Origin of the sequence: Niallia sp. FSL R7-0271, from assembly GCF_038005785.1 — a bacterium.
In the GTDB taxonomy this organism is placed as follows: Bacteria; Bacillota; Bacilli; order Bacillales; family Cytobacillaceae; genus Niallia.
The window spans coordinates 3,640,248-3,662,429 of sequence record NZ_JBBOTZ010000001.1 but is presented as its reverse complement, the minus strand read 5'-3'; the positions used below and the strand labels follow the sequence as shown (position 1 = coordinate 3,662,429).

Sequence of the window (22,182 nt, the reverse complement as noted above, 5' to 3'; positions counted from 1 at the left end):
GGAGATAAAATAATGTCAGTTAATACAAGCAGTCAAGAAGTCATGAAGACAAGGGAGCAGATAAGGGAAGAAAGACAAGATAATAACTCGCAAGAGAAGTCTTCTTCAAGGTTTGGCAGAGTTCGGATGTTCCCGATTTGGCTACGGTTAATCTTAATTATTGTATTGACAGCTGTAAGCATCACAGCCGGTGCTGTAATTGGCTATAGTGTTATCGGTGACGGTAAAGCTGGAGATACTTTCAAAAAGTCGACATGGACACATATAATAGATCTTGTTGAGAAAGAATAAGGATATATAATTATTTTTTTAAGGAAGGGATAATTTCCCTTCCTTTTTTATAAGGTTATTTAGTACAATTATACATAACCACATATTAGTAGGAGGTCATAAAAATGTTAGATATAAATCAAATTAAAGAAATCATTCCCCATCGTTACCCATTCTTGCTGGTCGACCGCATCTTAGAGGTCGAGGAAGGGAAGCGTGCAGTCGGAATCAAGAATGTTTCAGCAAATGAAGAGTACTTTAATGGTCACTTTCCAGAATTCCCAGTAATGCCAGGTGTGCTTATCGTTGAAGCATTGGCTCAAGTTGGAGCTGTGGCGATGCTGATTAAAGAAGAAAATAAAGGAAGACTTGCTTTCTTTGCAGGTGTTGACAGCTGCCGCTTCAAAAAACAGGTATACCCTGGCGATCAGCTTCGTCTCGAAGTAGAAATGACAAGAGTGCGCGGAAACTTTGGCAAAGGAAAATGTGTTGCTACTGTAGACGGTGAAATAGCGTGTGAAGCAGAAATCATGTTTGCATTAGGAGATAAAAAAGAAGAATAGAGCTTTTGCTCGGCAGAAGCATCTGGTGTTTAATGCCTATTGTTATATATTTATGGGAAAGTCAAATGACATGTAAAATGTCCTTTTTCTTGGACAAGATAATTATTGACCATATAAAAGGTCTTTAAAAATCTTAAAGGAAAAGGGGTTTTTCACTTGAATAAATGGATGACGCTATTAGGTGTTTCTGCATTGTCTGCAATGCTTCTTACTGGCTGCGGTAATAATGATGATCAAAGTCCGGCTCCGGAAGATGATACGACTGTAGAAGACACAGATACTACAGACAATAATATCATTCCAGACAATAACATCATTCCAGACGGTGACATGAATAACGGGACAGACAATAATCGTCTTAACAATGATGATGGTCTGAACAACAGAAATGGCGACAATGACAACAATGACAACAATATAGACAACGGTGATGATGGCTTTATCGATGACAACAATGACAATAATGACCGTAACACTGACAACGATCTTGATGCCGCTGAAGATGATAATGATCCTGGCGAAGACATGATTGAAGACCGTAAAGATCGCAATGACAAGGATGACAAAGATAGCTGATTTTAAAAAGGCAGTCTACAAATGTAGACTGCTTTTTTAGTCTGTATTTTTTTCTACAAAGAGCTGCTGTTTGCTGTGCATCAGTTCTTTAAACCTTTCAGACAGCACACGGCCTTCATAGCCGCTTTCAAGGAGATGATCAAGCAGCATCTCTGCATAATCCTTGCGATTCCTCATCAAGCTCCCTTGCAGCAGCACACTGATTGTGTCCGTAAATTTACTGACAGAATGGACAATGACTTCAAACGGTGCGGGGTCATTTTCCTTTTTAGAAATGACAGCATGTACTAGTAGCTTTTGTCCATCATTTAGCGCATTTTCAAAAAAAGAGTAATCTGTGTGAGCCATATATAATTCGATCAGCCAATTATGATGGTCATCCTCTTTATTGATAATTAATCCGTCTAAAATAGGTATTGCTGTTGCGTTCCCCCCTTGCAGCAGCTGAATGGAGATAAGTTTGAATGTCTTCACTAGAATGCCTCCCCCGAAAGTATCTTAGTTCCTTTTATTATAACGCAGATTGGTTCATGCTCCAATGCATGCATATATTGACTGTTTTGACAATTTTGATTTTGCTGCTGAATTATTATTGTTATTACTATATTAAGAAATTTTTTAGGATTTATACTGCTAAAGTGGTGGAGGAAAGGATAGAAACTTGTCATACTATCGTGCCTTTCGCAAATATGTGTCGAATGACGGGGGAATATGCGATGGAAACCAACTATTATCCTAGTATAAATTCCTGTGCAAAAGGACTTTAGCACCTTAATAGTAGAAACTAACTATGATACTTTTATAGGGTATCGATATATTCAGAAAATAAAGAATTATCAGGAGGGGAGCCTTGATATGCAAAAAGGGAAGATTTTAATCTTTGTCATTATGCTGTTTATGTTATTTTCCAATAGCGTCTTAGCTGCTGGCATACCAAATAAGGTGGAAAGTACTAAGGGGAAGGACAACCAGCTTACAGTAAAAAAAATCAGCGGCAGTGATGTAAAGGAGAAATATAAAGACACTGATACTGTCCGGGTCGTGGTCGAGATGGCAACAGAGCCGACAGTCGATTATGCTCAGAAACAGGACAAGCAAGTAAAGGAGCTGCCTAAAGCAACGAAGAAGAAGCTGAAAGAAGATAAACTTGCAGAACAGAAGGAAGTCAAGGCGAAGGTAAAGCAGGAAAAAGTCAAATTTACAGAAAAGGAAAGCTTTACAACAATCTTCAACGGGTTTAGTGGTGAAATGAAATATGGTGACATTAAAACCGTGGAAGAGCTTCCGGAGGTGGCAAAAGTACATATCGTAAATTCATATGAAAGACCAGACGAAGAAACAGATATGGTATACAGCAAAGAGCTTGTTCAAGCCCAAGAAGCTTGGCGGGATTATGGTTATAAAGGAGAAGGAATGGTTGTCGGTGTCATTGATACTGGAATCGATCCAAATCATCGAGATATGATTTTGTCTGAAGGGACAGAAGGGGAACTAACGAAATCTGAGGTAGACAAAGCTAAAACGGATACTGGCCTACTAGGCAATTACTACACAGAAAAGGTTCCGTATGGCTACAATTATATGGATGAAAACAATATTATCCAAGATGTTGCCGAAGGGGCAAGCATGCATGGTATGCATGTAGCTGGAACTGTCGGTGCGAATGGTGATGAAGAAAATGGCGGGATTAAGGGAATTGCTCCAGAGGCTCAAGTGCTTGCACTTAAAGTTTTCGGAAATGACCCTAATATGCAGTCCACATGGGGTGATATCTATATTAAAGCAATCGATGATGCAATCATCCTTGGTGCAGATGTCATTAACATGAGCTTAGGATCCACAGCTGGGTTCGTAGCAGAGGATTCTCCAGAACAGCAGGCAATCAGCAAGGCTGTTAATAACGGCATTCTTATGTCCATTTCAGCAGGAAACTCTGCACATTTAGGCAGCGGCTTTGCAAACCCGCAAAGCTCTAATCCGGACATCGGCGTGTCTGGTTCACCAGGCTTGGCCTATGACAGTGTCCAAGTAGCTTCTGTTGAAAATAATTTTATGAAATTGGATGGCTTGAATTATACAATTGGTGAAGAAAATGGACAAGCAGCCTTCTTATCAGCTGGAAGTGTCCATCCCAATGATTTAGAGCAGAAGGACTTCGAGCTTTCTTATGCAGGGCTTGGAAAGCCAGAAAACTTTAACAGTGATGTTAAAGGGAAGTACGCGCTTATTCAAAGGGGAGAAATAGGATTTGTGGATAAGGCAATAAATGCCCAGAATGCTGGTGCTGCTGGAGTAATCATCTACAACAATACAGATGGATTTGTCAGTATGGCAAGTGACCCAGCTATTAAAATTCCGCAACTGTTCCTTCAGAAAACTGATGGAGATAAATTAGCAGCTGTCTTGGAGCAAAATGAAACAGTGTCTATTAATTTTGATGGCAGCCAAGTGACAGCAGCTAATCCTGAAGCCGGCAAAATGAGTGCCTTTACTTCATGGGGATTAACACCAAATCTTGATTTCAAACCAGAAATCACAGCACCTGGTGGTCAGATTTATTCTACATTAGAAAACAATCAATATGGGGTGATGAGTGGTACTTCCATGGCAGCACCGCATGTATCAGGCGGATCTGCCTTAATATTGGAAAGAGTGGACAGTGAATTTGGGGCAACAGGCTTTGATCGTGTCCGCATTGCCAAGAATTTGCTGATGAATACCTCTGAGCCTGTAACGGATATCGGTACAGTAAACAGCGCATTTGAATGGGATATTCCTTATTCACCGCGGAGACAGGGAGCAGGCTTAATGCAGCTTCATTCTGCCCTGCAATCGCCAGTCATCGTAACGGAAAATAAAACGGATGAGGCAAAGGTATCCTTAAAAGAGGTAGGCAATACATTCAGCTTTACCTTAAAGGCGGAAAACTTTAGCGATAAAGCAGTTTCATATGACATTACTGCGAATCTACAAACGGATTTTGCAGCATATGGAGAGCTAGGCTATAGTGCAGATGTTCTTGAAGCACAGGAAATTCTTGATGCGAGCATCTTGATTGACGGCAAAAAAGAGAAAACAGTGAAAATCGGGGCAAACAAAAGCAAAAAAATTAAAGTTACTGTCGATTTGAGCAAAGCAAAGGTAGTTGAACCATCCTTAACTGGAGACTTTGAAACACCTGTCGCGATTGATCAAGTGTTTGAAAACGGCTATTTTGCTGAAGGCTTTGTAACATTCACAGACCCGACAGACATGAATGCAGACTTGAATGTCCCTTATGTAGGCTTTAAAGGGGATTGGAACAAGGCTCCTATTCTTGACGGAATGAAATATGATACAGAGTCTTTCTATGGCATGAGTGGAGCAGTAACTACAGATGGAGAAGATTTCTCCTACTTAGGTTATGATCCTGTAAACGATAAATATACGAAGGAAGGCATTGCATTTTCACCTAATGGAGATGGTATTCAGGAAGATATCATTCCAGTGCTTTCATTCCTGCGCAATGCAAAAACCGCCGAGTTCTCTATTGAAGACAAAAACGGGAAAACAGTGCGTACCCTTCTTACAGAGGAAGAAGTGACAAAGGATTATTATGACAGCGGCAACGGAACATCCTACAAGCTCGACAGCGATTGGGCATGGGATGGAAAAGTGAACAATAAGCTAGTGGATGGTCAATACTACTATCGTATCAGCGCTACGATTGATTATCCTGGTGCTAAGCCGCAAATTGTTGATATCCCAGTGAAGGTCGACACGAAATCTCCATCTGTTAAAGCAGAGCTGACAGAAAATAATAAAGTGCTTGCAGTAGCTGCTTCAGATGATAAGAACGGGTCTGGTATCGCATATGTAGATATTTTGAAAGATGGAAAGTCCCTTTTAGAAAAACCATTAAGTGCTGACAGTGAAAGTTATACATTGTCCAAAGCGTTAAATGCTGGTGAAAGTCTGACAGTTGTTGCTTATGATTATGCTGGAAATGCAGCAGAAACAAAGCTTACAGCAACAGATACTAAAAAGGATACAACCATCCCAGTTGTTTCTTTAAATGATCCAGAAGCGCTTGGTATTTTTAATACGTTAGAGGTGCCTTTCACAGGCACGATTAAAGATGAATCAGCAATTAAGGAACTAATCATTGCTGGGAAGACGATTCCAACAACGCTTAATCAAGAAACAGGAGAATATGAATTCAGCCAAAGCTTGCCTTTCAAGAGCGGTGTCCACGCTTTTGAAGTAAAGGCGGTAGACGCTGCAGATAATACGGCAGTCTTCAAAAGAACGATTATGGTTGATAATGAGAAGGCATCTCTGCAATTAAGTGGTTTGCCAATAAACCGTATCGTAAAAGCAAACAAGAAAAGTGTAACAGTTGACGTTACAGCACGTGATAATTTTGATGAGCTGAAGCTTACCCTTAACGGCAGCCAGCTGTTTGCACAGAAATTTAAAGAGCCGTATGCAATGAGAAGTATAGAGAAAAAGCTTAAGAAGGTGGAGCTTATGCTTGAACCAGGCCTAAACGAATTCACTTTTGAAGCGATAGATCTTGGAGGTAATAAAACATCCAAGACAATCTATTTCTACAAGCTCGGAAAAACGGAGAAGCAATCAAGTAAAACAGTTGTTCCTGCTGATAAAGAATAGTTAGAAAAACCTAAAGGCCAATCAAATTGGTCTTTAGGTTTTTACTTTGGAAAACGATAAAACCCGGAGCTAGAGAGGCTCCGGGTTTTAGTGATTAAGAGAGGGATACAAGATCCTTCAGGTCATCTGTTGAAAGCTCTGTCAGCCAATTTTCATTTTGGATGATTTGGTCATTCAACGATTGTTTTTTCTCAAGCATAGCATCTATTTTTTCTTCCAATGTTCCTGTGCAGATCATCTTATGAACATGAACAAATTTTGTTTGTCCTATTCTGTATGCACGGTCTGTAGCCTGATTCTCTACAGCCGGATTCCACCAGCGGTCATAATGAATTACATGGTTTGCTGCAGTCAGGTTTAGTCCCGTTCCTCCAGCCTTTAAAGACAGGAGGAACACAGGGAACTCATTATTTTGGAATTGCTGTATCAGTGTATCCCTTGTGTTTTTCGGCACACTGCCATTCAAGAAAGGTACGTCTACCTTGTATTTCTTTTTAATCATTTCTTGAATCATATGACCCATCTCAATATATTGAGTGAAAATCAGGCAGCTTTCTCCTTGCTCTAGAATAGCATCAACAAGTTCGGCAAGTTTCTCCATTTTGGTGGAGCGGTCGATTAATTGAGCAGGATTTTCTTCCTTCAAATACAAGGCAGGATGGTTGCAAAGCTGCTTCAGCCTGCTTAGCATCTGTAATACGAGTCCTTTTCTTTCAAAGCCGGTCAGCTGCTCTATCCGCACAAATGTATCCGTAACAAGCTGTTCATAAAGGGCTGCCTGTTCAGGGGTTAAGCCGCAATATTCCTTCTGCTCAAGCTTATCAGGCAAGTTAAGGGCAACCTCTTCATCCTTTTTCGTTCTCCGCAACAGGAATGGACGAATGAGTGACTGAAGCCGTTCAATTCTTTCGTTTTTATTATCCTTTTCAATTGGAATGACAAACCGCTTTTGGAATTGCCCGATACTGCCAAGATACCCATGATTCGTGAAATCAAATATCGACCATAATTCATTGAGTCTGTTCTCCATTGGTGTGCCGGAAAGCGCGATATAATGTCGGCCTTTTAATTTACGGACAGCACGAGATTGCTTCGTCTGCGCATTCTTTATGTTCTGTGCCTCATCAATCGAGATGGAGCTCCATGTCACCTTTTCAAACTGATCAAAATCAATATGAGATAGACCATATGAAGTTAGAACAACATCATAATTCTGCAGCTCTTCAAGGAATTCCTCATCCTTCAAACGGTTTGATCCATAATGCAAATAGGTTTTGAGTGACGGTGCGAACCGTTCTATTTCCTTTTGCCAGTTCCCTAACACAGATGTAGGACAAATGATCAATGCTGGAGCATGATCCTCCCTGTCCGTCTCCTTCACTTTCAGCAAGTAGGAAATAAGCTGAACTGTTTTGCCGAGTCCCATATCATCTGCGAGAACCGCGCCAAATCCATACTTGCGTAAGAACAATAGCCAGCTCATGCCGAGAACCTGATAGTTTCTCAAATCTCCGAGAAACTTGCTTGGCACTTGCTCAAGAGGCAGATTTTTAACCTCCTTCAACTGGTGAATCATCGTTCTCCATTGCCTGTTAAGCTCAATCTGGATTTTCGCAAAAGCTTTAGGATTATCCAGTTCATCAGCAGATAAGTCATCCTGCTGATTTAGCTCCTGTTCAATTAAATCCCTCACATGCAAGCCTTCCTGCTCTGCTTTTTTCATGAGATCCTGAATTTGCTTAATAAAGGAGGGATCGAGCTTAATCCAGCGTCCTCTTATAAAGACAAGCCTCCGTTTTTCCTCTACCATTTGCTTAAATTCATCTTCAGACAAAGTCACACCATTCATGGAAAAGCGCCAATTATAATCAAGCATTGCCTGCAGGCCGACAAAAGATGGGCGGTGGCTAGTAGTCGCAACCTTAGCCTTCACTTTCATGCTGGCACTTTTCATCGCTTGCCACCATGATGGCAGCAGAATGTCAACTCCAAGGGCAAGCAATGTTTCACTCGCATCTGTAAGAAAAAGCCATGCTTCTTCTTCTGTCAGCTGATTTGTCAGCCCTTTTTTGCCGGCGAGCCATGGGAACAGGGAAATCCATCTGGCCTGCTCTTCTTCAATATAACCTTCGTATTCAAGCCACTTTGTTGGGATGCCCTGTTCTTCTAAATCAATGACATTATCAGGATTGCTTTTTGCTTTCAAGAATATGTCGATATTCCATGTTTCCGTTAAATCAGCAGGCTCCACAAGTTTTATTCCTAATGTGAAAGGGTATGGAGTACTTTTGAGTCCCATCCATTCTTGCCAAGTTTCCTCTGTGAAATAGGCAGCCAGACTGGCAGAGGAAATATTTGCATTCCGCAACGCATGGATTTTCTCTCCAAAGACCCGTTTGCTTTCTTCATGCTCATTTAAGTACTCATCCAATGAGTCATGGAACCATTTTTTGATAAAGGATAAATTGCTTGTTCCTTCCAGTTCTTCGTCCAATGTTTCTTCCCAGAAATAGTCATTGAACTCTTCTGTGACACGCTTAGGCAACGCCCATTGGAAGGTATCCTTTTCCCAATTGCGGAAGTCTGGAATCCACTCTTTATTTTGGATAGACTCATACAAGCTTGGCGCTGCTGACAAGCAAACCTGCGCAGTGTCATTCCAATCCCATTCCATAAACCGGTTGAACCGTTCATTGGCAAACAGGGTGACCAGTTGCCATGGAGTGAGAGCAATTCCTTCCGTGCCAGCGACAGTTTCAGCGTTCAAAAATGTACCATAAAAGCTTTCTTCATGATGCTGGAAGAGAAGATTCTTCCAATAGCTTGGATATAAGTAGTCGTGATCAGCCTCTCCAGTTAAGAAAAAGCCTTTATCTTGATAATAATGAACATTAATTTTTAAATAATTATTCTTCAGCATGTATCAATTTACCCTTTCTGCATTCTTCATGAAAGGCTCTTAAACGTTTCGTCCGATCAAGCGTCATCTTTAAGAACAGCTCAAATTGTTGCTGTTTTTTTAATTTTTTATAGATAGTCCGCAGCTTTTTCATTTGGCGGACAGCAATACGGTAATGGTCTCTGCTTTTTTGATCAATATGTTCCTGGACAGAGCGGTGATACAGCGATAAGAGCAATGCTTGATCGTATTCCTGCAGTGTCTTAATTTGCTCTTTTGTCAGCATATCGATTCCGAGTCCCATATAGGTATATAAATCAATCCATTTATCAAACTGCTTCTGTTCATACAAGAAGTCTTCGTATTTCCTGTAGCTGTATGGCAAAGTTTGATTAAACAGCCGTTCTAAAATATCCATCCTGTTTTTAGCATGACAAAACGGAGTAGCTGCCCTGATGCTCATACTTGTGAATTCATGGCAGAATTCAAAGTCATTCTCCTGTTGGATATAAGCTTTTAAGGATTGGATAAAAGGCGTTAAATACAATTCTAGTCTGTTCCAATCTCGTTTACTGTTGAGAATGTCTAACCAATAGAGCATATATGGCATGATCTCTACCTGCAGTTCCTGAATGCTGTGAACTGCCTTTTCGTCTTCTCTTAGAAGGACTTGCAAATGGGTAGCAGCAACCTTCTCTGTGAAAACTGGAGATTCTATGCTTGTGAGCTTTTTCAGCTCATCAAGTCTCCATTGTTTTTTCGTGAACAAGTTGGTCCAAAGGATTCGATATATTTGAATACTCTCAAATTCAATCGTCTTATGGAGATGCAATATTTCCCCGCTGTCATCTTTTAGCTTTTCCAAAAAAAGATCAAAGGCGAAGGGAAAGGTGAAATTGGACAGCCTGTTTAAATACTCCTGCACTCCTTGGAGCAAATCCTGAAATATATGGCGGTAATAACGGTTGATTACTCCATCCGCGTGATTATTTTCTTTGCTCATGGAAAGAAACAGCTTAAAGGTGATTACATGCCCAACTAAAAGGTATAAATACTTCCACTCATTTTGCTGAGGAGAGGAATTTTTTAATTTGCGCATATATATATAGTACATTTCAGATATAGCACTAGGCTTCCTGCTGCTTTCTCCAATAACAGACTGAAAGGTTTCAGTGAAGAAGTCGACCCATTCTTCATAATCCGGTTCTTTGTTTCCCGGTTTTTTCAACAGATCGCTTGCACGCATAAGCGGAAGGCTGCTTAAATCAACAGCAGCTTTTTGAGGCGGCTGTCTCCACTCTGAAAGCCAAGCTGATACTTTGCCTGCAGCTCCGAGCACAGAGAAAAACAAGGCAAGCTGATGCCTGCAGTATCCTTCAGCAAAGCAAGTGCAACTGCTCATAGAGATATCATCAATATGAAGCACAGCCTTTGCAGAATTTACATCTTGTATAACCCCAGTCACTGTTTCGTGATCAATCTTCACTTGTGAGACATAATTTTGCCGATATAGAAGCAGCCCTTTTTCGACAACTTTCTGCGTAAGGGGATCACTAGAATCGAGAGCTTCTTGAAAGTTCTTAGCACATTGGTTTAAATGCTCTAAATATTGTTCATGCAGCATAGTAAATCCCTCCAGAAATCAGCGAAACCAAACAATCATGAGAAGCTGATTCATAATATGATAATCAAGAACTTGACGTTCGTTTCTAAAAAAAGTCCATTTAATAATTATAGCGTTTTTTTGCAGGAGATGGTAGGGAAGAGGCAGGAGAAATAACAATTGCATAAAAACAAGACCAGCCTTTTATAGGCTGGTCTTTGCTTTCATTAGTATAAACGTTTAATACTGTTAAAATGCTTCTTGTAATAAGCGTTATCTAAGCTTGTCTTTCTGACACCGTCAGAATCTGCGTGAACGAACTGATTATTGCCGATATAGACGCCGACGTGAGAGATTCCTTCTTTGTATGTATCCTCAAAGAAGACTAAATCACCGACAGCAGGGACATCAACATAGAAGCTGCGGTCATAATAACCTTGTGCAGAAAGACGGCTAATGGAATCACCAGTTTTGTTAAACAAGTAATAAATTAGTCCGCTGCAATCAAAACCAGCTGTTGTAGATCCTCCCCAAGCATATGGAATACCAATTAAACTGTTTGCTACCGAAACAATGCTTTTATTAGAAGAGCTGTTGTCAGAAATGAATTCTGGCTTGCTTGCTTCCTCTTTATCAGCAGAGCTGTTTGTTTCCGTTACATTTCCTGTTGAACCGGTAACCTTCAGCTTTTGGCCAGGGAAAATAAGATCAGATGTTAAATTATTCAACTGCTTTAGTTTCGCAACGGAAAGATTATAAGATGATGCTATTTTTCCTAATGTATCTCCGCTTTTGATGGTGTATGTACCTGTACTCACAGTTGATGAGTTGTTTAATGATGAGCCAGAACTTGATGAATTGTTGCTGCTGGAAGACCCAGAAGAAGATGGTCTTGATACAACAAGCACATCACCAGGATATATAATGGTAGAACTGATGTTATTCCATTGCTTCAATTCGCCTAACGTAATCGAGAACTTGTTTGCAATCTTAATCAATGAATCTCCGGAAACGATCTTATAAGTTTTTGTGCTTGAAGTTGTTGTCTGTTTGTTTGCAGTTGTTGTGCTGCTTGAAGATGAACCTGTGCCTGCCACATTCAGCTTCTGATTCACATAAATAAGATCAGAGGATAATTTATTATCAGATTTCAATTGCTTGACAGTAGTATTATACTTGTTCGCAATCTTGCTTAGAGTATCGCCTTTCTTAACTACATAAGTACTAGCTGACGCATGGACAGAAAAAGCAGTCGAAAGAATAGCGGCAGTAGCAAAGACTGTGACTTTTTTCTTCATTTTTTTACACTCACTCCCAAAAAAATATAATTATCTAAAACTATCTTATCATAACGTATCGGTCTATAGTACCCGTTTTCATAGAAAAATAGGGTCAAAGAAGCAAAAATAGGAAATTAATCATGGTTAATTTAGGGTCTATTAAACATATTACGGGGAATAGGAGGAAAAGTGTCTAAAATAAAAAAGACAGGCGCCAAATAGGGATTTCCTAATCGGTCAGCCTGTCATTATGCTCCTCTTGCCATCTGTCTATCTTCTCTTGAATATAATCTGTATATCGGCTATCCTTTACTAAGTGGAAAATAACAAGTGCTTCTTTCATATAATTGCTGGCAAGCTTGAAATTCTCCTGCTGCTCATAATTATAGCCGATATGATAGTGAAAATGGGCAAGTAAGTATAGGTTGTCCTTTTGAATAGCCCAATCGATACCTTCTTTACAATAGGAAATGGAAGACTCGTATTCATTCAAGTCTGTAAGTGCTTTGGCGATGTTGAAGTACAATCGGCTTTTAATTGTCTCATCCTGCAAATGAGGTATTTTTTGCAAATAGGATAAGGCCTTGTAATAAATCTGCAAGGATTCCTCTAGTAATCCTTCTTCATAGTGAAATATTCCTTTGCTGATAAAGATCTCAATCTCTTTTTCGGTGAAAATCTTTTCAAATGTTAAGGCGATGGCATCTTCAATCAACTCTAGAGCTTTAGGGAAATCCTTATCTACCTCATAGACATATATGGCCTTATGCCATAGAAGGATTTGATAATGCCTCTTATTGCGTGTAAACAGCGGGTTTTTCTCTTCCGCTTCAACGATTTGCTTGATTGTTTCATAGTCTGTATTTCGTCGGGCAGCTTTTAATTGTCTGCTTGTTTCGATAACGTAATCGAGTCTTGGAGTTGTGCCGATATCAAAGAAATAGTTCACGTCTATTCCTAACCTTTGTGAGATTAAGTACAATGTGGATGAAAGCGGCAGGACCTCTCCCTTCTCAATTTTACTAATTTGCGCTTGTGTGCAAATATTGTGGGAAAGTTCTTTTTGTGAAAGTCCTACCTGTTTTCGCAATTCCTTTATCTTCTCTCCAACAGCTGAAAAATCCAATTGATCACTCCCTAAAAATATTCCTAAAGTTATATTTTTGTGCGCATGCATGTAAAAAAGCCTAAAAAAAGAGCTATATCACTCGTTATCAGTCATAATCACGAATACATCTATTTATATAATATGATTTAATAGATTTTACCGCAATATATTAAGAATATTTTGCTATTTAAAGAAGTGCCCACCTACGCCTTCTTTAAAAGGAGAGCAAGATAAAATCTTAATTGAGCATACTTAATAGAACCTTATCGGTTTCTATTAAACCCCATTTATCTGTTTTACGAGTAGTCCTTTTATCTCCAATTTTCTGCCGTTTTCTTTATGAGAGCGGTCTTTTTTTATGTGAATTAATTCTCCCCCCATTTACTCTTCAAAGGTGCTGGTTCCATTCATTATTGCATGCTGCCTCATTCTGCTATAATAGGAAAAAAACCTGTTGGGAGCAAAAAGTAATGAAAAAAAGATGGAGCCTGTTTGCTACCATTATGACACTTATCAGTGCAGTGGTTATTTTCTCCTTATTAATGACAGATATCCTGATCAGCAATTTGATTAATAATCATACAATAAACAGCCTGGAGGAAAAGGCTTTAACTATATCTAGAATTGTAGCGAAAACAGAAATTGTTCAAAATGCTCTTGAAGGAGACGAAGAAGCAAAGAATCATATTCAGGCATATACGAAGGAAATTCAGCTAGATAATGGCGTGGAGTTTGTTGTTATTCTTGATATGAACGGAATTCGCCTCACTCACCCTGATGTCCAAAAGATAGGAAAGAAGTTCAAGGGTGGAGATGAGGTGAAGGCTTTGTCAGGGAATGAACAGACTAGTGTTTCAAAAGGTACACTAGGAAAGTCGATGCGGGCATTTACTCCTGTTTATTCAGAGGAAGGCAAACAAATCGGAGTTGTAGCAGTCGGAATTTCTCTTGCTAAAGTCAATGAAGTGCTGGCTGAAGGGAAGTGGATTATTGTATACGGGTCCCTGCTCGGATTGCTGGCAGGAATAGTTGGCGCCTATCTGCTGGCAAAATATATTAAAAGAGTGATGTTTAACATGGAGCCGGCTGCTATTGCTAAACTGCTGCAGGAAAGAAGTGCAGTCATTAATTCTGTCAGAGAGGGCATTATAGCAGTTGATATGGCAAGAAATATCACCCTCGTCAATCAGTCTGCTATCGATTATTTACATAAACTAGGATTAAATACGAATCCAATCGGCCTGCCGATCAGCAGTTATATTCCTTCAAAGGAACTCGACCTTGTATTAGAAACAGGTGAAGCGCAGCTTGATGAAGAACAGATTATCAATGGCACGACCATCCTTGTAAACAGGGTGCCGGTTAAGGTCGATAATAAAATTGTGGGTGCGTTGTTCACCTTCAGAGACAAAACAGAAATAAAAAAACTGTCCGATCAGCTTTCTGGTGTGAAAACCTATGCAGAAGCATTGCGGGCACAATCCCATGAATTTATGAACCGCATGCAAGTTATTATCGGCATGCTTCATATGAAAAATTACGACAGGCTGAAGGAATATCTTGATGACATTGTCGATCAGCAAAGCGGAGATATTTCTGCCATTACTAGTAACATAAAGGATCCAGTCATAGCGGGCCTTCTGCTTGGTAAGCTCAGCTATGCAAGAGAAAAGGGCGCAAGCTTGAAAATATCCGTTCTAACCGTTATTCCTGAATTGACTGCAGCTGCTTCCTTTGAAATCATCACAATATTAGGGAATTTGTTGGATAATGCTTTAGATGCAGTGGAGACTAGTTCGGATAAAGAAATTGAACTAAAGCTTAAAATGACCAACGGAATGATAGATATGATAGTGAAGGATACAGGGAAAGGCATGACTAAGGAAGAAGAGGCTCATATCTTTGAAAAAGGGGTTTCCTCAAAGGGAGAAAATCGAGGTTTTGGTCTTTATTTAGTCGGTGAAAGCTTGCGCAAGGTGTGTGGAACGATTGAAGTGAAAAGCGTCCTTAATAAAGGGACGACATTTAAAGCAAGTATTCCCTATATGAAGGAGGAAAACGGAAGTTGATTTCTGTATTGATTGTAGAAGACGATCCAATGGTAGCCGAATTTAATAAGCAATTTCTACAAGAGCTGAATGGCTTTAAAATCGGCGGCGTTGCCAGCCAAGTGGACGAAGCGATAGAGATAATTAAGAGAGAAAGTATTGATTTAGTGCTGCTGGATGTGTTTATGCCCGGAAAAAGCGGACTGGATTTCCTTTCTTATATAAGAGAGCTAAATGAAAATATGGATGTGATTTTAATCACAGCCGCATCTGACATGGAGCATATTCAGGCAGCCCTCCGATTAGGAGCTGTTGACTATATAATTAAGCCTTTTAAATTTGAACGCTTTAAAGAGTCATTAATGAACTACGCTCAAAAGAAAGAATTTATGAAGGAGCAGACGAAAGTCAGCCAGAGCTTCCTTGATGAACAGATCCTTAACCGAGACCAAAAGGCTGCAAAAGCAGAGCTGCCGAAAGGCTTGACGAAGGAAACGCTCAAAATTGTCTGGGATGCGATAGAAGCACAGCTTGAACAGGAATTCACAACAGACATTATCGCAGATGAAACACAGATATCAAGGGTGTCAGTAAGAAAATACCTGAACTTCCTTAACGAGCAAGATATTATCAAGGTAAGGCTGACATATGGCAGCATCGGCAGACCGGTCAACGTCTATTACGTAAATACGAAAAGAGCTGGCTGGATTGAGCAGTTTCTGTAATAAAGCATGCATATATAAGAAGGTCCCTGATGAACAGGGGCCTTTTTGCATTAGCTTATAGAAACCGCCGCTTTGTATCCTTTGTCGGGAGCATGCAATGATCTTTTTTACCGAACCATTTATAGCGATTTTTAGCGACATAGTCATAGATTGGGTCCCGTATGAATGAGGGAATAATTTTAAAGATATAGGCAAGCTTCCAAGCTCCCTGTAAATGGAGACAGATTTGAAGAGCAGCAGCTGATTTTTCATAAAGCCTACCATTTTCAATAAGTATGACACTATTTATCGTGAGGTCCTTTTTGAAGGGAGTGAGAAGCTCCTTGCCTTTTTCCTCCTGCAAAGGTGCAAAGGTAAAATAAGCGGCAGGGTCTCTTTTAATGATAAATTGAACGGCACTGTTGCAAAGATTGCAGACACCATCAAATAATATGACCGCCTTCATTTTTCCACCTGCATTTCTATGTTTTTTTCTAATCTAACATTTTTCCTTTATTAAGGAAAATATATTTCAAGAAAATGACAGGATAAATTATAATGAAATATGAAATATGGCAAGAAAAAGGCGATGTGCTGATATTTGTAAGAAAATTAAGTGGTGCTGTTGTAATATTCTTTTAATTTAAGTGTAAAAAATGGTACGCTTATACTAGGAGGGGAGAATGAGAATGAAGAAACTATTATGGCTATTGCCGATGATTCTGATTGTAATATTGGCTGGATGCAATAATGATGAGCCTACCCCGGATGATAGGCTTTCCCAATACATAAAGCTGTGGAATGACCAGAAGTTTGATGAAATGTACGGCTATCTGTCTTCCGAAGCGAAGAAGTCAGTTTCAAAGGAAGATTATGTTTCTCGTTATGAGAAATTATACAGTGATTTGGAAATCAAAGATTTGAATGTTTCTGCTAAAAAGCTGTCAGAAGATGAAAAGGATGATAATAAGAAAAAAGAGACTGCAGAGATTCCTTTCACAGCTAAAATGAACAGTATGGCAGGAGAAATCAGCTTTGATAAGGCTGCGAAGCTTGTGAAAGAAGAGCGCGATAAAGAAGAAAACTGGTATATAGATTGGGATACAACGTATATCTTTGCCGATTTAGGTGCTGAGGATAAAGTTTCATTAGAAACGGTTCCTGCAGAACGGGGAGCTATTGTTGATGTTTATGAAAATCCAATGGCGATGAATGGCATCATTTATCAAATCGGTCTTGTGCCTGAACAAATGGAAAATCAGACAACAGAAGTAGAAGAGCTTGCGAAATTGCTGGATATTAAAAAGGAAACAATTGAAAAGGCTTTAAGTGCAGATTGGGTACAGCCAAACCTGTTTGTGCCAATTAAGAAGCTGGCAACAGGCGATCAAGCATTTCTTGAGAAACTGTTTGCCCTTCCAGGTGTTCAGAAGCAGGATGTTGCAGGCAGAATTTATCCATATGGAGAAGCTGCAGCTCATTTAATCGGCTATATTGGCAACATCACTGCCGAAGAGCTGGAAGAGCAAAAAGGCAAAGGCTATTCAAGCTCTGATGTTATTGGAAAAAGAGGCTTGGAGCAAGTTTATGAAGAGAAGCTGAGAGGCGAAAACGGCGCGACAATTTCGATTTCTAAGGTCGATGGCACAAGTGTCACTCTCGCTGAAAAAGAAGTCAAAAATGGTGAGAACATCAAGCTGACTATCGATGGCGAGCTTCAAAAGAAAATATATGATGAAATGGACGGAGAAGCAGGAGCAGCTGCTGCAATCAATCCGACTACAGGGGAAACGATGGCCCTTGTCAGCAGTCCGTCTTATGACCCTAACAAGGTGGTTGCAGGGCTGACAATTTCTGAACAAGAAGAGTACAACAATAATAAGCTGGAGCCTTACACGAACCGCTTTAAGAACACATATGCACCAGGATCTGTGCTGAAGCCGGTTGTGGCAGCGGCAGCTTTAACAGAAGGTGTCATCACACCAGAGCAGGAACGCAAAATTACGACAAAGCAATGGCAAAAAGACAAATCATGGGGCAACTATTATGTAACGAGAGTGCATACTAGCAGTGAACCTGTTAATCTAGCTGATGCCTTGCTGTACAGTGATAATATTTACTTTGCGCAGACAGCATTAGATATGGGCAAAGATAAATATACAACAGAGCTGAAGAAATTCGGTTTTGAAGAAGAGTTTGATTATGCATATCCAATTACGAAAGCAACGATCGGCAAGCTGGACAGTGATATTCTGTTAGCTGACTCAGGCTATGGCCAAGGCCAGGTTCAAACAAGCGTTATTCAGCTTGCAGCAGCATATACACCGTTTGTTAACGGCGGCAACTTAATCAAGCCAATCCTTCTTCAAGACGAAGAAAAGGGCAAGGTCTGGAAGGAAGGCATCATGAGCAGTGCAACTGCTAATACAATTTCAGATGATTTGCAGCAAGTAATCGACAGTCCAAGTGGAACAGCACATGCTGGCAAAATCAACGGTATGACGCTTGCTGGGAAAACGGGTACTGCCGAGCTGAAAGCAAAGCAAGGTGAAAAGGGTACAGAAAACGGCTGGTATGTGACATATGATAAGAAAGATAAGGATATGCTTGTGGCGATGATGATTGAAGGTGTCCAAAATAAGGGCGGTTCTAGTCATGTTGTGAAAAAGGTCAAAAATATCCTCGAATAAACGTTAAGTCTGCAAAGGGCAATCCTTTGCAGGCTTTTTTCTTTAGTTTGGCAAAATATTTTTTTGAGTAATTGCTTGCAAGAATTTTTTTCCACTTTTTAAAAACAGTGAAATAACTCATCATTCTGCGATTTCGCTCATACATTAATTTAAGACGGTGAAGGGAGAGAACGGAATGAATGAAGTAGAGCAAAAGGAACTTCAATACGCCATCGAAGAAATTACAGAAATCGCCACTGGCTTTGGGTTGGACTTCTACCCGATGAGGTATGAAATTTGTCCTGCAGATATCATTTACACATTCGGCGCCTACGGCATGCCTACACGTTTTTCCCATTGGAGCTTTGGCAAGCAATTTCATAAGATGAAGCTTCATTATGATTTAGGCTTGTCTAAAATATATGAGCTTGTGATTAATTCTGATCCTTGCTATGCTTTTTTGCTCGACAGCAATTCACTTATCAATAATAAGCTGATTGTTGCCCATGTATTGGCTCATTGTGATTTCTTTAAGAACAATGTCCGCTTTCAAAATACGAAGCGGGAAATGGTTGAAAGCATGGCAGCCACTGCCGACCGTGTCCGCCAATATGAAATACTGTATGGCAAGCATGAAGTGGAAACATTTCTTGATGCAGTTCTTGCCATTGAAGAGCATATCGATCCAAGCTTAATGAGACCGAAGCTTGCTTGGACAATGGATGATGTAGAATTTGAGGAAGTGGAAGAAACGGTAGAAACGCCATATGATGATTTATGGGGCTTGGATTCCCGCAATAAGCCAAAGAAGGAAAAAAAGAAAATCATTAAGAAATTCCCTCCACAGCCTGAAAAGGATCTTATGCTGTTTATCGAAAGCTTCAGCAGAGAGCTGACAGACTGGCAGCGTGATATTTTAACAATGATGAGAGAAGAAATGCTGTATTTCTGGCCACAGCTTGAAACGAAAATTATGAATGAAGGCTGGGCTTCCTATTGGCATCAGCGAATCGTTCGGGAGCTTGATTTAACGAGCTCAGAGGCTATTGAATTCGCCAAGCTGAACGCAGGTGTTGTGCAGCCTTCAAAAACGGGAATTAATCCTTATTATCTTGGTCTGAAGATATTTGAGGACATTGAAGAGCGTTACAATAATCCGACAGAGGAAATGAAAAAGAGAGGCGTTAAGCCAAACTCAGGCAGAGAGAAGATGTTTGAGGTCAGAGAAATTGAATCCGATATTTCCTTTTTGCGGAACTATTTAACGAAGGATTTAGTGACAAGGGAAGACATGTATTTATTCCAAAAGCAAGGCAGAGAATACAAAATTGTTGATAAAGGCTGGGAACAGGTAAGAGATCAGCTTGTCAGCATGAGAGTCAATGGAGGGTTTCCTTATATCACTGTTAATGACGGCGATTACTTAAAGAACGGCGAGCTGTACTTAAAGCATGGCTATGAGGGGATTGAGCTGGACCTTAAGTATTTGGAAAAGGTTCTTCCATATATACATCAGCTTTGGGGCAGAAATGTTCATATGGAAACGATTGTTGAGGACAAAAATATGCTGTACACCTATGATGGAAAGGCATTGCACCGCAAGTATCTATAAGAGGGAAATATTCGGGAGGCTTGCAGCTGCGGGCCTTTTTTTCTGTTTCAAAAGGATTTTATAAAAGGAAAAAAGGATAAATACTCTTTCATCAAGAATTAAGTAAAAAAACGCTGAACAAGAAACGAGGGAAGGATCTGCCATGGAAGAAAGAAAAATAATCATAACAGGGTACGGAACGGTTGCGAAGGAAATAGTAAAGATAATTAAGGAGCACAATAAGAGATATCAGGATACCTATGGTTTTTCTAGCAAAATTACTGGCATTATCGGGTCACAAGGAATGATTTACGAGGAAGCTGGATTAGACTTAGAAACATTGCTGTCCTTCGGCAAAGGATCACAAGCTCTCAAGCAGTATGCCCAATACAAGCAGGTGCCATTGGCAACAGCGCAAATGAAAGGTGACGTATTGATTGAATGCTCCCCAACCAATCTGGAAACAGGTGAACCGGCATTGACCTATATAAAAGCTGCTTTAAAGGAGAATATGGACATTATTTCAGTGAGCAAAGGCGCGCTTGTTCATGCTTTGCCTGAATTGAAGCAGCTTGCTGACAATAACGGCTGCCGCATCAAATACAGCGGCGCAACAGCTGCAGCTCTTCCGACTCTGGATATTGGTGAATACAGTCTCGCAGGCAGTCAGATTACCGGGATAGAAGGCATCCTGAACGGCACCTCTAATTTCATTTTAACAAGTATGTCAGATGCTAATCTTTCCTTTGAGAAGGCTCTGGAGCTGGCCCAAGAAAAAGGGATTGCCGAGGCAAACCCAGCACTTGACGTCCAAGGATATGACAGTGCCTGCAAAATATTGCTGCTCGCAAACGGTCTGTTTAATAAAACATGGACGTTAAAGGATATTAGCATTGAAGGCATTGAAAAGGTAACAAAGGGCGATATGCAATATGCTAAAATAAACGGCAATGATATTAAGCTTGTCGCCAGTGCAAGAACCATCAATGGCAAAGTGTCTATTCAAGTAAAGCCTGAAGTTATTTTTGCAGATAACCCGCTGATTAATGTGAAAGGAACAAACAAAGGCATCTTGTTTCACACAGAAGAAATGGGTACGATTTGCTGTATTGGCGGCGCTTCCCATCCTAGAGGAGCAGCAGCGGCAGCTGTTAAAGACATGCTTAATTTATATCGGTAAAGAATAAACCGGCCATCATTACGAAGGCCGGTTTTTATTAAGGAGATAACGCTAAAAGCTGTTAAGAGAGTATCTGTGGTTGCATTCTGCTGACACCGCAGGCATAGCAAGCCGGATAAGCTTCCGTCCATAGGGGGCAGCTTCTCATACTACGGCTTGGCTTTAGTCATAGTGCTGATTTCTGGGCAGCGAGTCGCTGATACTTGACGATATACGTATCAAGCTGTTCACTGATCTGAAGTGTTCCCGGATCATTAAGTCCTTTATCGCTGCCTGATTTAATCAGCTTCAGCTTCAACGATTCAATATCTTGCAGCAGCGCGCTCATACTCTCCTTATTATCTTTTCTCGTTATCATAATGATTACTCCTAGGTATCAATCTTTGTACTTATTTTAACAAATTAATTTGGAAAAATTAAGTGTTTTTATAAGGAAATTTACATAATTTGAAAACATCCGACAAAAAACTGCAAGTTTGGTACAGACTTTTTCCAAAGAGACACAATCATTTCCGTTAGGCAAAGGAAAAACATTATGTGTTCATGTAAGCGCTTTTACATTAAGATAAGGACATAAGGTAATACAGCAACACGGAATGCAAAAAGCATATACGGCAAACAAAAACAAACTTAAATGAAACAATGGTATATGCTAGGAAGCATTCCAAAAAACTCTTTTATTATACAATTTTAATTTCTAGGAGGAATTATATTATGAATATTCTACTATGCTGTGCTGCAGGGATGTCTACAAGTCTATTGGTAACAAAAATGGAAGCTGCTGCAAAAGAACAAGGTATTGAGTGCAAAATCTGGGCAGAAAGCGCAGATGCAGTAAAAAGCCATATCGATAACGCAGATGTCCTATTGCTTGGACCACAAGTTCGCTATTTGCTTCCGCAAATGAAAAAGCTTGGCGCAGAAAAGGGAATTCCAGTAGATTCTATCAATATGATGCATTATGGAACTTGCAACGGAGCAGAAGTACTAAAATCAGCTATCAACCTAGTTAACAACTAAAATAGGATAAGGTGATAA

The 22,182-nt window shown here is 40.0% G+C and carries 16 protein-coding genes and 1 pseudogene; 10 read left to right on the top strand and 7 right to left on the bottom strand.

Annotated elements, in window-relative coordinates; translation table 11 throughout:
• Window positions 1-12 precede the first annotated feature (12 nt).
• The 3 genes from MKX82_RS18700 (at window position 13) to MKX82_RS18690 (ending at window position 1,409) form a co-directional block, all read left to right on the top strand.
• Window positions 13-291: a DNA-directed RNA polymerase subunit beta gene (locus MKX82_RS18700; protein WP_233315902.1), complete on the top strand. Its 279-nt coding sequence runs from the start codon at window positions 13-15 to the stop codon at window positions 289-291.
• A gap of 104 nt (window positions 292-395) precedes the next feature.
• A complete protein-coding gene (gene fabZ, locus MKX82_RS18695) occupies window positions 396-833 on the top strand; it encodes a 3-hydroxyacyl-ACP dehydratase FabZ (protein WP_233315901.1) in 438 nt (145 codons plus the stop codon).
• A gap of 168 nt (window positions 834-1,001) precedes the next feature.
• Complete coding sequence (locus MKX82_RS18690) at window positions 1,002-1,409, top strand: hypothetical protein (protein WP_251646600.1); 408 nt, start codon at window positions 1,002-1,004, stop codon at window positions 1,407-1,409.
• A gap of 36 nt (window positions 1,410-1,445) precedes the next feature.
• On the opposite strand, the gene MKX82_RS18685 is transcribed toward MKX82_RS18690, so the two are convergent.
• Window positions 1,446-1,883, bottom strand: a complete 438-nt coding sequence (locus MKX82_RS18685) for a YwpF-like family protein (RefSeq protein WP_233315899.1) — start codon at window positions 1,881-1,883, stop codon at window positions 1,446-1,448.
• Window positions 1,884-2,264: 381 nt separating this feature from the next.
• Here MKX82_RS18685 and MKX82_RS18680 point away from each other — a divergent pair, with 381 nt between their 5' ends.
• Complete coding sequence (locus MKX82_RS18680) at window positions 2,265-6,062, top strand: S8 family serine peptidase (protein ID WP_341079084.1); 3,798 nt, start codon at window positions 2,265-2,267, stop codon at window positions 6,060-6,062.
• A gap of 94 nt (window positions 6,063-6,156) precedes the next feature.
• Here MKX82_RS18680 and MKX82_RS18675 read toward each other — a convergent pair whose 3' ends face one another.
• The 4 genes from MKX82_RS18675 to MKX82_RS18660 form a co-directional block, all read right to left on the bottom strand.
• A complete protein-coding gene (locus MKX82_RS18675; RefSeq protein WP_341079082.1) occupies window positions 6,157-8,982 on the bottom strand; it encodes a DEAD/DEAH box helicase in 2,826 nt (941 codons plus the stop codon).
• The gene (locus tag MKX82_RS18670; protein WP_237942053.1) at window positions 8,969-10,585 is read right to left on the bottom strand and encodes an SWIM zinc finger family protein; all 1,617 of its coding nucleotides are present in this window, start codon (window positions 10,583-10,585) and stop codon (window positions 8,969-8,971) included. The genes MKX82_RS18675 and MKX82_RS18670 overlap by 14 nt, the downstream gene beginning before the upstream one ends.
• A 206-nt stretch (window positions 10,586-10,791) precedes the next feature.
• Window positions 10,792-11,862: a C40 family peptidase gene (locus MKX82_RS18665; RefSeq protein WP_233315895.1), complete on the bottom strand. Its 1,071-nt coding sequence runs from the start codon at window positions 11,860-11,862 to the stop codon at window positions 10,792-10,794.
• A 211-nt stretch (window positions 11,863-12,073) separates the two neighbouring features.
• Window positions 12,074-12,970 (bottom strand): helix-turn-helix domain-containing protein, encoded by an 897-nt coding sequence (locus tag MKX82_RS18660; RefSeq protein WP_233315894.1) that lies wholly within the window; start codon window positions 12,968-12,970, stop codon window positions 12,074-12,076.
• 452 nt (window positions 12,971-13,422) lie between these two features.
• Here MKX82_RS18660 and dcuS point away from each other — a divergent pair, with 452 nt between their 5' ends.
• Both dcuS and MKX82_RS18650 read left to right on the top strand, forming a co-directional pair.
• On the top strand, window positions 13,423-15,021 hold the full coding sequence (gene dcuS / locus MKX82_RS18655) for a DcuS/MalK family sensor histidine kinase (RefSeq protein ID WP_237942052.1): 1,599 nt from the start codon (window positions 13,423-13,425) through the stop codon (window positions 15,019-15,021).
• On the top strand, window positions 15,018-15,725 hold the full coding sequence (locus MKX82_RS18650) for a response regulator (protein ID WP_233315892.1): 708 nt from the start codon (window positions 15,018-15,020) through the stop codon (window positions 15,723-15,725). The genes dcuS and MKX82_RS18650 overlap by 4 nt, the downstream gene beginning before the upstream one ends.
• A 55-nt stretch (window positions 15,726-15,780) precedes the next feature.
• Here MKX82_RS18650 and MKX82_RS18645 read toward each other — a convergent pair whose 3' ends face one another.
• Window positions 15,781-16,170 (bottom strand): thiol-disulfide oxidoreductase DCC family protein, encoded by a 390-nt coding sequence (locus MKX82_RS18645; RefSeq protein ID WP_233315891.1) that lies wholly within the window; start codon window positions 16,168-16,170, stop codon window positions 15,781-15,783.
• 223 nt (window positions 16,171-16,393) lie between these two features.
• On the opposite strand from MKX82_RS18645, the gene MKX82_RS18640 reads away from it, so the two are divergent.
• The 3 genes and pseudogenes from MKX82_RS18640 to MKX82_RS18630 all read left to right on the top strand — a co-directional run.
• Window positions 16,394-18,394, top strand: coding sequence for a penicillin-binding transpeptidase domain-containing protein (locus tag MKX82_RS18640; protein ID WP_233315890.1), 2,001 nt, complete (start codon window positions 16,394-16,396; stop codon window positions 18,392-18,394).
• 175 nt (window positions 18,395-18,569) lie between these two features.
• Window positions 18,570-19,985: a SpoVR family protein gene (locus MKX82_RS18635; protein ID WP_233315889.1), complete on the top strand. Its 1,416-nt coding sequence runs from the start codon at window positions 18,570-18,572 to the stop codon at window positions 19,983-19,985.
• 139 nt (window positions 19,986-20,124) lie between these two features.
• Window positions 20,125-21,144: pseudogene (locus MKX82_RS18630) on the top strand (homoserine dehydrogenase); the annotation flags it as partial.
• Between the two features lie 166 nt (window positions 21,145-21,310).
• On the opposite strand, the gene MKX82_RS18625 reads toward MKX82_RS18630, so the two are convergent.
• Window positions 21,311-21,502, bottom strand: coding sequence for an aspartyl-phosphate phosphatase Spo0E family protein (locus MKX82_RS18625; protein ID WP_233315887.1), 192 nt, complete (start codon window positions 21,500-21,502; stop codon window positions 21,311-21,313).
• Window positions 21,503-21,858: 356 nt separating this feature from the next.
• Between MKX82_RS18625 and MKX82_RS18620 the strand changes: the two genes are divergently transcribed.
• Window positions 21,859-22,164, top strand: coding sequence for a PTS sugar transporter subunit IIB (locus MKX82_RS18620; RefSeq protein WP_127739040.1), 306 nt, complete (start codon window positions 21,859-21,861; stop codon window positions 22,162-22,164).
• Window positions 22,165-22,182 lie beyond the last annotated feature (18 nt).

Excerpts from the sequence above, each read along its gene's own strand:
- MKX82_RS18670 (WP_237942053.1), bottom strand. The coding sequence starts at position 10,585 with ATGCTGCATGAACAATATTTAGAGCATTTAAACCAATGTGCTAAGAAC.
- MKX82_RS18640 (WP_233315890.1), top strand. The coding sequence starts at position 16,394 with ATGAAGAAACTATTATGGCTATTGCCGATGATTCTGATTGTAATATTG.
- MKX82_RS18635 (WP_233315889.1), top strand. The coding sequence starts at position 18,570 with ATGAATGAAGTAGAGCAAAAGGAACTTCAATACGCCATCGAAGAAATT.
- MKX82_RS18680 (WP_341079084.1), top strand. The coding sequence starts at position 2,265 with ATGCAAAAAGGGAAGATTTTAATCTTTGTCATTATGCTGTTTATGTTA.
- MKX82_RS18665 (WP_233315895.1), bottom strand. The coding sequence starts at position 11,862 with ATGAAGAAAAAAGTCACAGTCTTTGCTACTGCCGCTATTCTTTCGACT.
- MKX82_RS18645 (WP_233315891.1), bottom strand. The coding sequence starts at position 16,170 with ATGAAGGCGGTCATATTATTTGATGGTGTCTGCAATCTTTGCAACAGT.
- MKX82_RS18675 (WP_341079082.1), bottom strand. The coding sequence starts at position 8,982 with ATGCTGAAGAATAATTATTTAAAAATTAATGTTCATTATTATCAAGAT.
- MKX82_RS18690 (WP_251646600.1), top strand. The coding sequence starts at position 1,002 with ATGACGCTATTAGGTGTTTCTGCATTGTCTGCAATGCTTCTTACTGGC.
- MKX82_RS18620 (WP_127739040.1), top strand. The coding sequence starts at position 21,859 with ATGAATATTCTACTATGCTGTGCTGCAGGGATGTCTACAAGTCTATTG.
- dcuS (WP_237942052.1), top strand. The coding sequence starts at position 13,423 with ATGAAAAAAAGATGGAGCCTGTTTGCTACCATTATGACACTTATCAGT.
- fabZ (WP_233315901.1), top strand. The coding sequence starts at position 396 with ATGTTAGATATAAATCAAATTAAAGAAATCATTCCCCATCGTTACCCA.
- MKX82_RS18625 (WP_233315887.1), bottom strand. The coding sequence starts at position 21,502 with ATGATAACGAGAAAAGATAATAAGGAGAGTATGAGCGCGCTGCTGCAA.
- MKX82_RS18700 (WP_233315902.1), top strand. The coding sequence starts at position 13 with ATGTCAGTTAATACAAGCAGTCAAGAAGTCATGAAGACAAGGGAGCAG.